Source organism: Pseudomonas marginalis, from assembly GCF_001645105.1.
Taxonomy (GTDB): Bacteria; Pseudomonadota; Gammaproteobacteria; order Pseudomonadales; family Pseudomonadaceae; genus Aquipseudomonas; species Aquipseudomonas petroselini.
The window spans coordinates 31,042-43,894 of record NZ_LKEG01000014.1 but is presented as its reverse complement, the minus strand read 5'-3'; the positions used below and the strand labels follow the sequence as shown (position 1 = coordinate 43,894).

Annotated in this window: 11 protein-coding genes; 9 read left to right on the top strand and 2 right to left on the bottom strand. The window is 62.8% G+C overall.

Features of this window, described 5'->3' with window-relative positions; all coding sequences use genetic code 11:
• Positions 1-64 precede the first annotated feature (64 nt).
• The 4 genes from AO064_RS01280 to AO064_RS01265 all read left to right on the top strand — a co-directional run bounded on the left by AO064_RS01280 (position 65) and on the right by AO064_RS01265 (position 5,927).
• Entirely contained in the window at positions 65-1,408 is a 1,344-nt protein-coding gene (locus AO064_RS01280) for a 3-oxoacyl-ACP reductase (RefSeq protein WP_064052176.1), read from the top strand.
• Positions 1,409-1,410: 2 nt separating this feature from the next.
• A complete protein-coding gene (locus AO064_RS01275) occupies positions 1,411-2,259 on the top strand; it encodes a MaoC/PaaZ C-terminal domain-containing protein (protein ID WP_064052175.1) in 849 nt (282 codons plus the stop codon).
• 303 nt (positions 2,260-2,562) lie between these two features.
• Entirely contained in the window at positions 2,563-4,059 is a 1,497-nt protein-coding gene (locus AO064_RS01270; RefSeq protein ID WP_082893850.1) for a collagen-like triple helix repeat-containing protein, read from the top strand.
• 185 nt (positions 4,060-4,244) lie between these two features.
• A complete protein-coding gene (locus AO064_RS01265; protein ID WP_064052174.1) occupies positions 4,245-5,927 on the top strand; it encodes a ShlB/FhaC/HecB family hemolysin secretion/activation protein in 1,683 nt (560 codons plus the stop codon).
• A gap of 388 nt (positions 5,928-6,315) precedes the next feature.
• Here AO064_RS01265 and AO064_RS01260 read toward each other — a convergent pair whose 3' ends face one another.
• Positions 6,316-6,732 (bottom strand): response regulator, encoded by a 417-nt coding sequence (locus AO064_RS01260; protein WP_064052173.1) that lies wholly within the window; start codon positions 6,730-6,732, stop codon positions 6,316-6,318.
• A gap of 58 nt (positions 6,733-6,790) precedes the next feature.
• The gene (locus AO064_RS01255) at positions 6,791-6,982 is read right to left on the bottom strand and encodes a Flp family type IVb pilin (protein ID WP_012722028.1); all 192 of its coding nucleotides are present in this window, start codon (positions 6,980-6,982) and stop codon (positions 6,791-6,793) included.
• A 342-nt stretch (positions 6,983-7,324) separates the two neighbouring features.
• On the opposite strand from AO064_RS01255, the gene cpaB reads away from it, so the two are divergent.
• From cpaB to AO064_RS01230, 5 genes are read left to right on the top strand one after another with little or no spacing between them, the layout of a single operon-like run.
• On the top strand, positions 7,325-8,266 hold the full coding sequence (cpaB, locus tag AO064_RS01250; protein ID WP_064052172.1) for a Flp pilus assembly protein CpaB: 942 nt from the start codon (positions 7,325-7,327) through the stop codon (positions 8,264-8,266).
• A 19-nt stretch (positions 8,267-8,285) separates the two neighbouring features.
• A complete protein-coding gene (locus AO064_RS01245) occupies positions 8,286-9,503 on the top strand; it encodes a type II and III secretion system protein family protein (RefSeq protein WP_064052171.1) in 1,218 nt (405 codons plus the stop codon).
• A complete protein-coding gene (locus AO064_RS01240; RefSeq protein WP_064052170.1) occupies positions 9,500-10,693 on the top strand; it encodes a CpaE/TadZ family protein in 1,194 nt (397 codons plus the stop codon). The genes AO064_RS01245 and AO064_RS01240 overlap by 4 nt, the downstream gene beginning before the upstream one ends.
• On the top strand, positions 10,690-11,961 hold the full coding sequence (locus AO064_RS01235; RefSeq protein WP_012722024.1) for a TadA family conjugal transfer-associated ATPase: 1,272 nt from the start codon (positions 10,690-10,692) through the stop codon (positions 11,959-11,961). Before AO064_RS01240 ends, AO064_RS01235 begins: the two co-directional genes overlap by 4 nt.
• Positions 11,962-11,971: 10 nt before the next feature.
• Positions 11,972-12,853, top strand: coding sequence for a type II secretion system F family protein (locus AO064_RS01230; protein WP_064052169.1), 882 nt, complete (start codon positions 11,972-11,974; stop codon positions 12,851-12,853).

Genomic DNA, 12,853 nt, shown 5'->3' with positions numbered 1-12,853 from the left:
CAATCGAACGACTGCCACCCCGGGGTGGTCCACCCTTTGAACCCCAGCCTTCGGAGAGCGTTCCATGTCTGACCGTTATATCGACTTCGCCAACTCAAGCCTCGGCCATCGCCTGGTCGCCGCCATTGGCCTGCCGTCACCGGTACGCCTGGAACGCTGGCAGGCCGGGCGCCTGCGTCCGGTGGAGGGCGCATTGCTGCTGGGCGGCGGTGCGCTGGCCACTCAGGTACAGGCATTTGCCAACCGGCTCACCGACGCCATTTACACCTACGGCGCCGAGACGTCGACGTGGATTCCCGGCCATGGCCCCACACTCAAGGCGGTCGTGTTCGACGCCAGCGAGTTGCAACACACTGATCAACTCAAACAGCTGCGTGAATTCTTCCAACCGCTGCTGAAAAACCTGGATAACAGCGCGCACCTGGTGATCCTCGGCCGTGCGCCGGAAAGCCTCAGCGACCCCTTCGCCGCCAGCGCCCAGCGCGCCCTGGAGGGTTTCAGCCGCTCCCTGGCGAAAGAGCTGCGCAATGGCGGCGTGTTGCAATTGCTCTACGTCGGCGACGGTGCCGAGGACCAATTGGAAGGCGCACTGCGCTTTTTCCTCTCACCGAAAAGCGCCTACATCTCTGGCCAGGTGATTCGCCTGGAGGCCTGCGCCACGCCGGTCGAAGACTGGACGCGCCCCCTGGCCGGGCGCAAGGCGCTGGTCACCGGTGCCGCACGAGGCATTGGTGCATCCATCGCGGAAACCCTGGCCCGCGACGGCGCCGACGTGATCCTGCTCGACGTGCCTCAGGCCAAGGCCGACCTCGAAGCCCTGGCCGCGCGCCTGGGTGCACGCACCGTCACGCTGGATATCTGTGCTGAAGACGCCGCCCGTCAATTGATCGAGCACCTCCCCGATGGGCTGGACATCCTGGTGCACAACGCCGGTATCACCCGTGACAAAACCCTGGCGAACATGACCCCGGAGTACTGGGACGCGGTGCTCGCGGTCAACCTCAATGCGCCACAGGTACTGACCCAGGCGCTGCTCGACAGCGGCACCCTGCACGACAACGCCCGCGTGGTATTGCTGGCGTCGATCAGCGGCATCGCCGGTAACCGTGGGCAGACCAACTATGCGGCGAGCAAGGCGGGGTTGATCGGCCTCGCACAGGCTTGGGCGCCGCTGCTTAAAGAGCGCGGCATCACCATCAACGCCGTGGCGCCGGGTTTTATCGAAACCCAGATGACCGCACATATTCCGTTCGCCTTGCGTGAAGCCGGGCGACGCATGAGTTCACTGGGCCAGGGCGGCCTGCCGCAGGACGTCGCCGAAGCGGTGGCGTGGCTGGGCCAACCGGGTTCCGGTGCGGTCAGCGGGCAAGCGCTGCGGGTATGTGGGCAAAGTCTCTTGGGAGCGTAAGCATGCAATGGAAGACGCTGGGCACTACGCCATTTCTGCCGCCGCTGTATTGGCGCGCGGCGCTCAAACGCAAGATCACCGGCAGCACCTTGCCTGAACACGGATTGCGCTGCCGGGTGAGCATCAACCCCAAGCAGGTGGCGGCCTATCGCAAGGTCTGCGGTTTTGCCGACAGCCCTCTCTTGCCGGCGACTTATCCGCACGTCCTGGCGTTCGGTCTGCAGATGCAGTTACTCACCGATAAAAGCTTTCCCTTCCCGCTGCTGGGGCTGATTCACCTGAGTAACCGCATCCGCGTCCATCGCCCCCTCGGTGGTGTCAGCGAATTGTCTGTCGGCGTACACACGCAGAACCTCAAGCCTCATCCCAAGGGTGCGACCTTTGACCTGGTAACCACGGTCGAAGATTCCTTGGGCCTGCTGTGGGAAGCCGAGAGCCGAATGCTCTGCCGTGGGGTGAAATTGGAAGGTGAGGCAGAGAATATCGCCCAACCCTCCCCCGCCCAGGTCAGTGAACTGTCCCGCTGGAAGGCGCCCGCCGATATCGGCCGCCGTTATGCGCGGGTCTCCGGCGACTACAACCCGATCCACCTCAGCGCCCTGACCGCCAAGCTGTTCGGCTTTCCCCAGGCCATCGCCCACGGGCTGTGGAACAAGGCGCACACCCTCGCCGCCCTCGGCGAACACTTGCCCGCCGCCAATATGGAGATACACGTCGAGTTCAGGAAACCCGTGCGCCTGCCCAGTGAAGTGACGTTATTAGCGAGTGGCGCCGGTTCCAGCGGAGCGTTGTGGCTCAAAGGCGCGGGCGATATTGAACATATGGTAGGCAAGTGGCAGCCGATTGCCTGAAATAAGACTGATGAATTGTATATATACACCCTAAGTAATAGCGGACTTTTTGAAGTCCGCTTTTTTCTTCTAAGTCATTATTAAAAAACAGATATACATCTTGATACATCCTCACCTTATACCGTTGGCATTAGTCACTTAAACGGTACATCCCTGTTCTATATAAATCGTTAATACCAAGTAGAGCATTGAGAGAACGCACCTCCGGGACTGTTATAGCCACACGGACAAACGCATCGCTAGCCCAAGAAAAAGTGAGCGTTTGAAGACAACCAAGGTTGTACAGGTGCGAGGAACTCAATCATGAATACTCACGTCGTGTTTTGGAAAACAAGTACCGCGCTGGCCCTGGCAGTCACACTGGCACTCGGCGGCTGCAGCAGCGGGGGTGGCGGGCACCACAGTGGTGGCTCCTCGGATGCTGGCGCTGGCGGTGGCACGGGGGGTGGCGGCACTGACCCTGGCACCAACCCCGGCGGCACCGCCTCGCCGCTGGTCACCGCCACCGTCGTCGACACCGCCGGCAATACCGTGACCCGCCTCAGCCGCACCGTCCGCAGTCTGGGCACCACCCTCGGCAGCCTGCCGATCGTGGGCGAAACGGCTGGCGACTTGGTGACTGCGGCCGGCAACGCCGTCGGCAGCATCGGCAACGGCCTTTCGGATGGCCTGGGTTCACTGGGCACTGACAGCAACGCCCTGGGCAAAACCGTTGCCGGCGTGGCCAACGGTGTTTCCGACCTGGGTGATGGCGTGACCGTTACCGGTGCCAACGTCGCCACGTTGCTGGGGAATGTGCCAGTGGTCAGCGGCGCCGCCCCCGTGGTCGGCAACGTGGTGGGCAAGGTTGGCAATGCCGTGACGATGCTCGGCGACACCTTAAGCACCGCCAGCACCACCGGCCCACTGGGGTCGGTCACCCACACCGTCGGCGCAAAAGTCTTGGTGCCTGTGGTGTCCCTGGTGGAAAACACCACCGGCAAAGTCGGCACCGCGACCGGTCTTGACTCGCCCGTGGGCGGCTTGCTGAAAAAAGTCGGCGATACCGTCGACGGCCTGGGCGATAAAGTCGCCGACACCGGCGGCACCGGCAACCCGGTGACCGACGCGGTGGGCAATGTGCTCAATGGTGTCGGCACCGCGGTCGGCAAGGCCAGCGGTTATGTCGACCCGGATGCGGATAGCAGTGGCGGCGGCAATGGCGGTGGTACCGGCGGTGGTACCGGCGGCGGCATCGGCAAACTCGGCCTGGCCGAACTCATCGGTGGCGTGATCGCCGGAGCCGGCAGCGGCCTGGATGCGGGCAGCACCAATGGCGTGATCAGCGCGGCGGGCGTTACCGGCGTCAAGGCGGGCACCACCGTGGCGGCCCTCGGTGGCGGCACACCCAGCACTAAAACCAGCATTCCGGTCGCCGGGCTGACCGGCCCGATCGGCAATGCACTCAACCCTGTCACCAGCGGCGTACAGAGCCTGACTCAAAACATCGGCGGTGCCACTGGCCTCGGTGCTCCGGTCAACGGCCTGGTCACCCGTGTCGGCGGTGCGGTCAGCAACCTGGGCGGCAACATCAGCGGCACCAACGCCAACCCGGTCACCAACGCCCTGGGCGGTACCGTGACCGCCGTGGGTGGCACCGTGGCGTCGATCGGCGGCCTGGTCACTGGCGGCACCAATACCGGCGGCGGTTTGCTCGCGGGTGGCCTGAATGTAGGCGCTGGCGCCTCTGCCGGTGCTGGCGCAAGCGCAAACGGTGGTCTTCTGGGCGGGCTATTGGGTGGCCTGGGCGGCAAAAAATAGAATTGCACCTGGCCGATTAGACGGCCTCACCTACAGCGCCTACGCTTGGTTGAGACGAGAGACCCACTAAGTCTCTCGTCTTTTTTATGGATCAATGATCGATCCGTAAAAGCCCCCGAACCGCGCCCCCAGTGCCCGGCGGGCATCTGCGAAACGCCGCTGCAGTATTGACCATGGAGTGTCCTATGCGCGCTTTGACGCCGTTGTTATTGCTCACCCTCAGTGCTTACGCCCACGCCGATACCCTGCCCAGCTTCCTCAATAGCAACGACACCATCCGCAACCTGCCGGTGCCCAACCTGCCCGCCGACGCCTACCGACCGGCCGCCACGCCCACCCAGGTGCCGGTGCCTGCGGCGACGGCCGAGCAGCCCTTGCTGATGGACACCAAAGTGACCATCCGCAAACTGCAGATCGACGGCGGCACGGTGTACCCGCTCAAAGAAGTCGCCCAGGTATTCGAACCCTTGATTGGTCATGAAACCAACCTGGCGCAATTGATCGAAGCCACCCGCAGCATCACCCGGCGCTATCAGGAAGACGGCTACCTGCTGTCCTACGCCTTCCTGCCGGAACAACGGTTCGAAGGCGGCCTGGTGCATGTGGTGCTGGTGGAGGGTTACATCCGTGATTACCAACTGCAAGGCGACATCGGTTCGGTCTCGTCCTACGTCGACAAACTGGCGGAAAAACTCAAGGCCGAACGCCCGCTCACGCGCAAGACGTTCGAACGCTACACCACGCTGATGAGCGCCATCCCAGGCGTGACCGTGCAAGCTCAGGTGCCGCCTCCGAGCACCACCGATGGAGGCACGCACATGCAGATCAGTGCCAGCCGCAAGCCCTTCACCACCAGCATGAGCCTCAACGAGGCGAGCCGTGGCGGTACCCAGGCCTTGCTGACCGGCACCAGCAACTCGTGGACGTCGATGGGCGAACAACTGAGCGTCAGCGGCCTGTTCCCGCCGGGTGAGGACAAAGAACATTACTACCGCGCGTCCTACAGCCAGTTCATCAACGCTGAAGGCACCCAGCTTGCACTCTCGGGGGAACGCTACCGCGCGGACCCAAGCACCCGCCTGCAGTTGGGCGACGGCCTTGAACTCAAGCCGCACCAGCAGATCGACCGTTACTCCATAGGCGTCAGCCACCCCTTTATCGCCTCGCCCAGCGAGTCGCTGAGCCTCGGTACGCGCCTCTACGCCGTCGACCAGACCAACCGTTACACACTGGAAGGTTTCCCCCAGCGCTTTGAGCTGCAAACCAACCTGCGCGCCCTGGCCTTCGAAGGGGACTGGCGTAAAGCTGACACCACCCAACTGCGCATCATCAGCGGCGGCGTGTACCAAGGCATCAATGGCATGGGCGCCAAGACCCATACGGACTTCGGTGGCCTAAAGCCCGACCTCGACTTCTTCCGCCTGCGCCTGTCCGGCGTGCAGAGCAACAAACTCTTCGATAACTGGCAAGGCGTGCTGTCCGGCGCGCTCTACTGGAGCAACGACAACCTGCCCGACAGCGAGCGCGCGACCTTCGGCGGGCAAAGCTTCGGGCGCGGCTACCCCGATGACCAGGGCACGGGCGACAAAGGCTGGGGCGCGGCCTACGAGGTCAACTACAGCTACAACCGCGCGGGCGATTGGGTGAGGATCCTGCAACCCTACGTGGTGCTCGACCGCGCCAAGACCTGGTTCAACGACCTGCCGGTCAAGGGCAACGGCATGTCATCGGCGGCGGTGGGGCTGCGCTTTGGCGATGCCAAGTACTACAACGTCGCGCTGGAAGTCGCCAAGCCGATGTCGGACGTGGCACTGGACAGCTTCGATCGACGGCCACGGTATTCATTGAGTTTCAGCTACCAACTCTGATTTGTAGTGAGCGGGCTCGTCGAATCGTCGCACCGCCCGCGCTGGACGGCGAAGCCGTCCCATCTCCTGGAGCATTGAGTCTCCCTGGTTAGAGCTGAGTCGCCTGGGTTTGGGGCGGCTTCGCCACCCAGCGCGGGGCAAGCCCGCTCACTACAATGTTCGCTTAAGGGTGGGGGGTGGAGAGGGGACACAGGCTGTTCAAGGTATTGATCGACGGCCACGGTATTTATTGAGTTTCAGCTACCAACTCTGACCTGTAGTGAGCGGGCTTGCCCCGCGCTGGGCGGCGAAGCCGCCCCATCTCCTGGTGCATTGAGTCTCCCTGGTTAGAGCTGAGTCGCTTGGATTTGGGGCGGCTTCGCCACCCAGCGCGGGGCAAGCCCGCTCACTACAGAGTTCGATTAAGGGTGGGATTTGAGAGGGGAAACAGGCTATTCAAGGTGTCGATGAGCCGCACCAGGTAGATCGGCTTGCGAAACAGGTCCAGCACCTGCAGGCGCAGCATGTCGCTTACATCATCCATTTCGGCATGGCCGGACATCACAATCACCGGCAGGTGAGAACGCGAGGTGTGTTCGCGCAAGCGTTTGATCAAGGAGATGCCGCTTTCCTCGGGCATGCGCAGATCGGTGATGACCAGGGCAATATCAGGATGGAGTGTCAATTCTTGCAGCGCGAAGGTGACGGAGGTGGCGGTAAAACAGACAAATCCCTCGTGTTCGAGGGATTCGGCGAGTTCGATCAGCGCGTCCTCTTCGTCGTCCACCAAAAGAATTTGTTGGCGGGAAGGCGGATAAACGCTCATGGCAGTACCTGAACTGGAGAAACTTTGATTAGGGGCTCCCACATTTTTCAGCGGACTATCAAGTTGTCATTTTGGTCGCAACGCTATCGAAAATGGATTTGATCTTAGTTCCAAGCCCCGAGCCGGCACCGACGATCACCAGTGCAACCATCGCTACGATAATCGCGTATTCGATCCCCGACGCGCCCTCTTTGCGCTGAAAGAATAGTTGTGTCTGAACATAAAGCTTCAACATCAGGTCAAGGAACATAAGACTTCTCCCTAAAACGCCATTAAGAGCCGGTACGGCTCTAGCACGATGTCCGCGGCGTGCCACTAGAGCATTGTCAACAAACCTCAGCCTCACAACTGTAAGAACGGATTAATCACAAAGTATTAGTCGAAAAGTCGACGCCAGGCATCCCGCCATTTAAAGGGGCACGTTTAGAGTCCTGATTATAGTTTCGATAAATTTTTCCCGGGGTAATGGCATTTCGTCCTAGCTGAGCTACCGTCAAATAGCCAAATCGTTAGATGTTCATCACAGCCAGGTTGCGGATTAACCCGTTGGGATTACACGGGCGTGCAGTGCAACGGGAAAGGGAGAGCCGTCATGAACAGTCGCATCAGCATGGTCCTGGCCGGCTTGTTGCTGATCGGGGCATTGATCGCCGGGTACTGGGGGTTAGTGTTGAGCCGCGCACCGGAGCCTGTCGCAGTCCCTGCCGCACCTGTCGTTTCCGTTGAAAAAACCATCGCTGCCGCCGAAGACCAGACCCGCCAACCGGTGGTGGTCCTGGTGCATGACGTGCCTGCCTACCGTGCGCTGACCGCTGCCGACCTGGCCGTGGAAAGACTGCGCACCGTGCCCGTCGGCAGCCTCACTCAGCTCGACCAGGCCATCGGCCGCATGCCGCTGCGCGCGCTTGGCGCAGGCACCTGGCTCACCGAAGACAGCTTTACCGGCGGCGGCCCGCTCGCTCGCATGATCCGCCCCGACGAGCGTGCACTGGCGGTGGCCGTGGATGAAGTGATCGGCGCCGCCGGCCAATTGACCCCCGGCGATTACGTGGATGTGCTGTTGTTCCTGCGCCAGGATGCCAGTAATGCCGAACAGTCGGCCCAGATCGTGCTTCCGGCCATGCGGCTGCTCAGCGTCGGCGACCAGCTGGGCTTGGCCAACGATGGCCAGCCCGCGGTGCCACCACCGGTCACGGTTGAAGAACGCGCCCAGGCCGCCCAACGTCGAGCCGCCGCGCGTACCGTGGTGCTCGCCGTACCGGAGCCACTGTTAAGCCGCCTGATGCTCGCGGCTCAAGCCGGGACCCTGCGCCTGGCCGTACGCAGCGCCGAGGAACACCTGCTCAGCCGCTACTGGGCCGGCGAGGGCGAAGCACCGCAGAAGATCGAAAGTGCCAACCGCGATCTCTACCAATTCACCCAACTGGCCCTGATCGGCCCGCCCAAACGCATGGCGCCAGCCGGTGGCGAACCGAGCGTGCGCCGAGGCATTGAAGTGATTCGCGGTGCCCAAGGGGCGCCACAAACTCCGTGATCGAGCAAGGATGCCTTGAATGAGCCAGCGCTACGCACCCCTGTTCATGCAGATGGCTTGGGCCCTGATGCTCTCGAGCCTGCCCGTCGGCATGGCCCTGGCTGCACCGGGAAACTGCAGCGCCCTGGGCCAGTTGCCGGCCGTGGTCGAGGTGGGAGAAGGCTTGCAACAGGAGCTGCAATCGCCGGTGGCAATCACGCGCCTGGCCATCGGTGACCCTAAAATCGCCGACGTGCGGGTCAATGGCGACCGCCATTTCCTGCTCACCGGGGTCGCGTCCGGCGCCACCAGCCTGATGGTATGGACCGCCTGCGCGAGCACGCCGCGTCAAAGCATGGTGTTCGTCAAGGGCAAGGCCACTTCGGCGCTGACCAGCCTGTCGCTGTCGCCGTCGGAAGATCCCCTGCTGCCCAGCCAGGTGCAGACCGACATCCGCTTTGTGGAAGTCAGCCGCACCAAGCTCAAGGAGGCCAGCACCCGACTCTTAGGCACCGGCAAAAACTTTTTCCTCGGCAGCCCCAACCTGCTGTCACCCTCGGAGGGGGTCTTCAAATTGCCGGTGAGCACTGACAGCTTCAACGTCGGTTTTGGCGGCGGCCGGGTCTCGGCCATGATCAACGCGTTGGAACGCAGCGGCTTTGCCTACACCCTGGCGCGCCCCAGCCTGGTGGCCATGAGCGGCCAGAGTGCTTCCTTCCTGGCCGGCGGCGAAGTGCCCGTCCCGGTGCCCAGCGCCGGCAGCGACACCATCTCCATCGAGTACAAGGAGTTCGGCATTCGCCTGACCCTGACCCCCACGGTGATTGACCGCAACCGCATCACCCTCAAGGTGGCGCCGGAAGTCAGCGAGCTGGACTACAGCAACGCCGTCATCATCCAGGGCATCCAGGTGCCGGCACTCACCGTGCGCCGCACCGACACCAGCGTGTCCCTGGCCGATGGCGAAAGTTTTGTGATCAGCGGCCTGATCAGCACCAACAACCGCTCCACGATCAGCAAGTTTCCAGGGCTGGGCGATATCCCGATCCTGGGGGCGTTTTTCCGCGACTCCAATATCAGCCGCGAAGAGAAAGAACTGCTGATGATCGTCACCCCGCACCTGGTGCAGCCGTTGGCCGCCAACGCCCAACTGCCCTCGTTGCCCGGCGAGAAACTGCGCAGCTACGACCCGAACTGGTTCCGGCTGTTCTTCTTGGAAAACGGTAATTTCGACCGTCGCAGTGGACTTTCCCAATGAGCGATAGCCTGAGCCAGACCTTCCTCGCCATCACCCGCAACGCCACCGACCTGGAGTGGCTGCAGGGCGCCCTGGCGCCCCTTGGCCAGGTCGTCAGCGCCGGCACCGGCAGCCTGGACGAGTTGCTGGCGCTGGTGGACGTGACGTTCGCCAGCCTGGTGTTTGTCGGCCTCGACCGGGAAAACGTGGTCACCCAGAGCGCACTGATCGAAGGTGCCCTGGAGGCCAAGCCGATGCTCGCGGTGGTCGCCCTCGGCGATGGCATGGACAACCAGCTTGTTCTGAACGCCATGCGGGCCGGCGCCCGCGACTTCGTGGCCTACGGCTCACGCTCCAGCGAAGTGGCGGGGCTGGTGCGCCGCCTGAGCAAGCGCTTGCCAACCGTCGCCCACAATGCGCAGCTGGGCGGTCTGACCGTGCTGTTTGGCACCCAGAGCAACGCCGATGGCGCCATGCTGGCGACGCACTTGGCACTGGTGGTGCAGAAGAGCGGGCAGCAAACCCTGCTGCTCGACCTGGGCCTGCCACGCAGTGACAGCCTGGCCTTGCTGGGCCTGGAGAGCACGTTCAATTTCGGCGATGCGTTGCGGCATCTGCGTCGCCTCGATACGACGTTGATCAACAGCGCCTTCACCACGGCGCTGGATGGCCTGCGCATCCTGGCGTACGCCACCGGTGACGAGCCGCTCAAACTGACCAGCGCCGCCGAGTTGTTCATGTTGCTCAGCGCACTGCGCCAACACTTCCAGCACATCGTCGTGAACATCACCGGGCAGCCGGACAGCGAAGCGCTGCGCACCTTTGTCAGCCACTGCGACAAACTGCTGTGGTGCACCGACCAGAACGTGCTGGACTGTCGCCGCAACCTTGCCGTGCTCAGTCGCTGGCGCGATAAAGGCATGAAACTCGACCACGCCAAACTGGTGGTGGACCGCTACATCAAGGCTTGTGCCCCGGACACGGAGGCCCTGGAAAAAAGATTCGGCCTCGAATGCGTCGCCGTGCTGCCCCTGAGTGCCGAACTGCGCCTGAATGTGAAAAATCAGGGCCAAACCCTGTTCGCATTGGCCCCTCGTGAGCCGTTGACCCAAGCCGTACGCGCCTTGGGCGAGCGCCTGGCCAAACGCTCCGAGGGCCTGGCAAAACCTTCCATGCGCTGGTTTGAACGCATCCTGGGGGCGGGACGATGAACGGCGAAAAACTGTTTGGCGGCCCGGCCCGCAGCGCCGGAGGCAACAGCGATCACGATGGCCTGAAACTGGTGCTGCATCGCTACATCATCGACGCCATCGAGGAGTCGGGTAAGAACCTGCTCGAAGGCACACGCCAGTCTCTGGCGCAATTTGTCATCGACAAGGTCTCCGAGTACATCACGCGCATGCGCCTGGCGATCTCGCGCTATGAAATGGAGCGCCTGGCCGAAGAGATCGTCGACGAACTCACCGGGTTCGGCCCGCTGGAAGTGCTGCTGCGTGACCCTTCGGTGACTGAGATCCTGGTCAACGGGCCGCACCGGGTGTTTATCGAGCGCGACGGCCTGCTGCACCAAAGTGACCTGCGCTTCATCGACGACCATCACGTGGAACGCGTGATGCAGCGCATCCTCGCGCCGTTGGGCCGCCGCCTGGATGAGTCGTCGCCGATGGTGGATGCACGGCTGCCCGACGGCAGCCGGGTCAACGCGATCATCCCGCCGATTGCCCTCGACGGGCCATGCCTGTCGATTCGAAAATTCCGCAAGGACATGCTCAAGAGCAGCGACCTGGTCGCCATGCAGACCATCGACCAGAGCATTTTCGAGTTCTTCCAGGAGGCCGTGGGCAAGCGCTGCAATATCCTGATCAGCGGCGGCACGGGTACCGGCAAGACCACGCTGCTGAATATCCTCAGCCAACTGATCAACCCCCACGAGCGCCTGGTGACCATCGAAGACGTCGCCGAGTTGCAATTGGGCCACCCCCACGTGGTCCGCCTGGAAACCCGCCCGCCGAATGCCGAAGGTCACGGCGAGGTCAGGTCCAGCGACCTGATCCGCAACGCCCTGCGGATGCGCCCGGACCGCATCATCCTCGGCGAAATCCGTGGCGTGGAAGTGCTCGATGTGATGACGGCGATGAACACCGGCCACGACGGCTCCATGAGCACCGTGCACGCCAACAATGCCCAGGATGCGTTGTTGCGCCTGGAAACCCTGGTCGGCCTGACCGGCCGTGTGATCGCGGAAAAAACCCTGCGCCAGATGATTTGCGCCGCGCTGGACGTGATTATTCAACTGACGCGTATGCCCGATGGCCGCCGCTGCGTAAGCGAGGTGGTGGAAGTGGTCGGCGTGCGCGATGACGTGTATGTCACCAATACGCTGTTCCGCCTGGATCGGCGCACCGGCTTCGGTTTCCTGCGCGAAGCGCTCAACCCGGCCGGCGACAAACTGCGTCGCGAATCGGCGTTGCAGTCATAGGGAGCGCTTGATGACAGGACCGGTGTTGTTGCTTATCTGCCTGCTGCTGATTGGTCTGTCGTTCTGGCAGTTTCACCATGGCCTGCGCAAGGCCCAGACGGCCCGTGTGCTGGAGCGCCTCGGCAACGGCCAGCCCGAGGCACAGGAAACCACGACCACATGGACGGGCCTCGAGCGCATGTTCCAGCGTGCCGGGCTGGGCAAACCCACAGACCGCCTGGGCCTGTGGGCGAGCGCCTGGGTGATCGGCGCGCTGCTGGGTTGGATGCTCGCCGACGGGCTGGGCCTGATCGCCATGATCGTGGGGCCGCCCCTGGCATTGCGCGTGTTTATCGCTTGGCGTTATCAACAACGCGTGCAGCGCATGGTCGAGCAACTGCCGCAGTTGTTGGACCATAGCGTGCGCAGCCTCAAGTCCGGCAGAACCCTGGCAGACGCCGTACTGGGCGGGGTCGAGAGCATTGAAAACCCACTCAGGGACGCCATGGGCCGCGTGCAACGCAATGTGCGCATGGGCGTCAGCCTGCCGGATTCGGTCAGCGACTTCGCCGAGTTCTACGAACAGGACGAGTTCCGCCTGTTCGCCCTTGGCCTGAAGGTCAACCACCGCTACGGCGGCAACGCCAGCGAGCTGCTGGAAAACCTGATCAAAATGATTCGCGAGCGGGAACAGGGTGCCCGTCAACTCAAGGCCATGACCGGCGAAACACGCATGACCGCCTACGTGCTGGGCGGTCTGCCGGTGCTGATCGTGGGCTACTTCCTGGTGGTCAACCCCGGCTACTTGATGAACATGTGGCACGACGGCACGGGGCGCATCATGCTCTTCGGCGCGCTGGCAATGGACCTCGGCGGCACCTTTATCATGTGGCGCATGCTGAGGAGTGTCTGA

What these genes read in the sequence shown, in the direction of transcription:
- AO064_RS01280 (WP_064052176.1), top strand. Translation starts at nt 65, where the DNA reads ATGTCTGACCGTTATATCGACTTCGCCAACTCAAGCCTCGGCCATCGC.
- cpaB (WP_064052172.1), top strand. Translation starts at nt 7,325, where the DNA reads ATGAACAGTCGCATCAGCATGGTCCTGGCCGGCTTGTTGCTGATCGGG.
- AO064_RS01260 (WP_064052173.1), bottom strand. Translation starts at nt 6,732, where the DNA reads ATGAGCGTTTATCCGCCTTCCCGCCAACAAATTCTTTTGGTGGACGAC.
- AO064_RS01245 (WP_064052171.1), top strand. Translation starts at nt 8,286, where the DNA reads ATGAGCCAGCGCTACGCACCCCTGTTCATGCAGATGGCTTGGGCCCTG.
- AO064_RS01230 (WP_064052169.1), top strand. Translation starts at nt 11,972, where the DNA reads ATGACAGGACCGGTGTTGTTGCTTATCTGCCTGCTGCTGATTGGTCTG.
- AO064_RS01265 (WP_064052174.1), top strand. Translation starts at nt 4,245, where the DNA reads ATGCGCGCTTTGACGCCGTTGTTATTGCTCACCCTCAGTGCTTACGCC.
- AO064_RS01270 (WP_082893850.1), top strand. Translation starts at nt 2,563, where the DNA reads ATGAATACTCACGTCGTGTTTTGGAAAACAAGTACCGCGCTGGCCCTG.
- AO064_RS01255 (WP_012722028.1), bottom strand. Translation starts at nt 6,982, where the DNA reads ATGTTCCTTGACCTGATGTTGAAGCTTTATGTTCAGACACAACTATTC.
- AO064_RS01240 (WP_064052170.1), top strand. Translation starts at nt 9,500, where the DNA reads ATGAGCGATAGCCTGAGCCAGACCTTCCTCGCCATCACCCGCAACGCC.
- AO064_RS01235 (WP_012722024.1), top strand. Translation starts at nt 10,690, where the DNA reads ATGAACGGCGAAAAACTGTTTGGCGGCCCGGCCCGCAGCGCCGGAGGC.
- AO064_RS01275 (WP_064052175.1), top strand. Translation starts at nt 1,411, where the DNA reads ATGCAATGGAAGACGCTGGGCACTACGCCATTTCTGCCGCCGCTGTAT.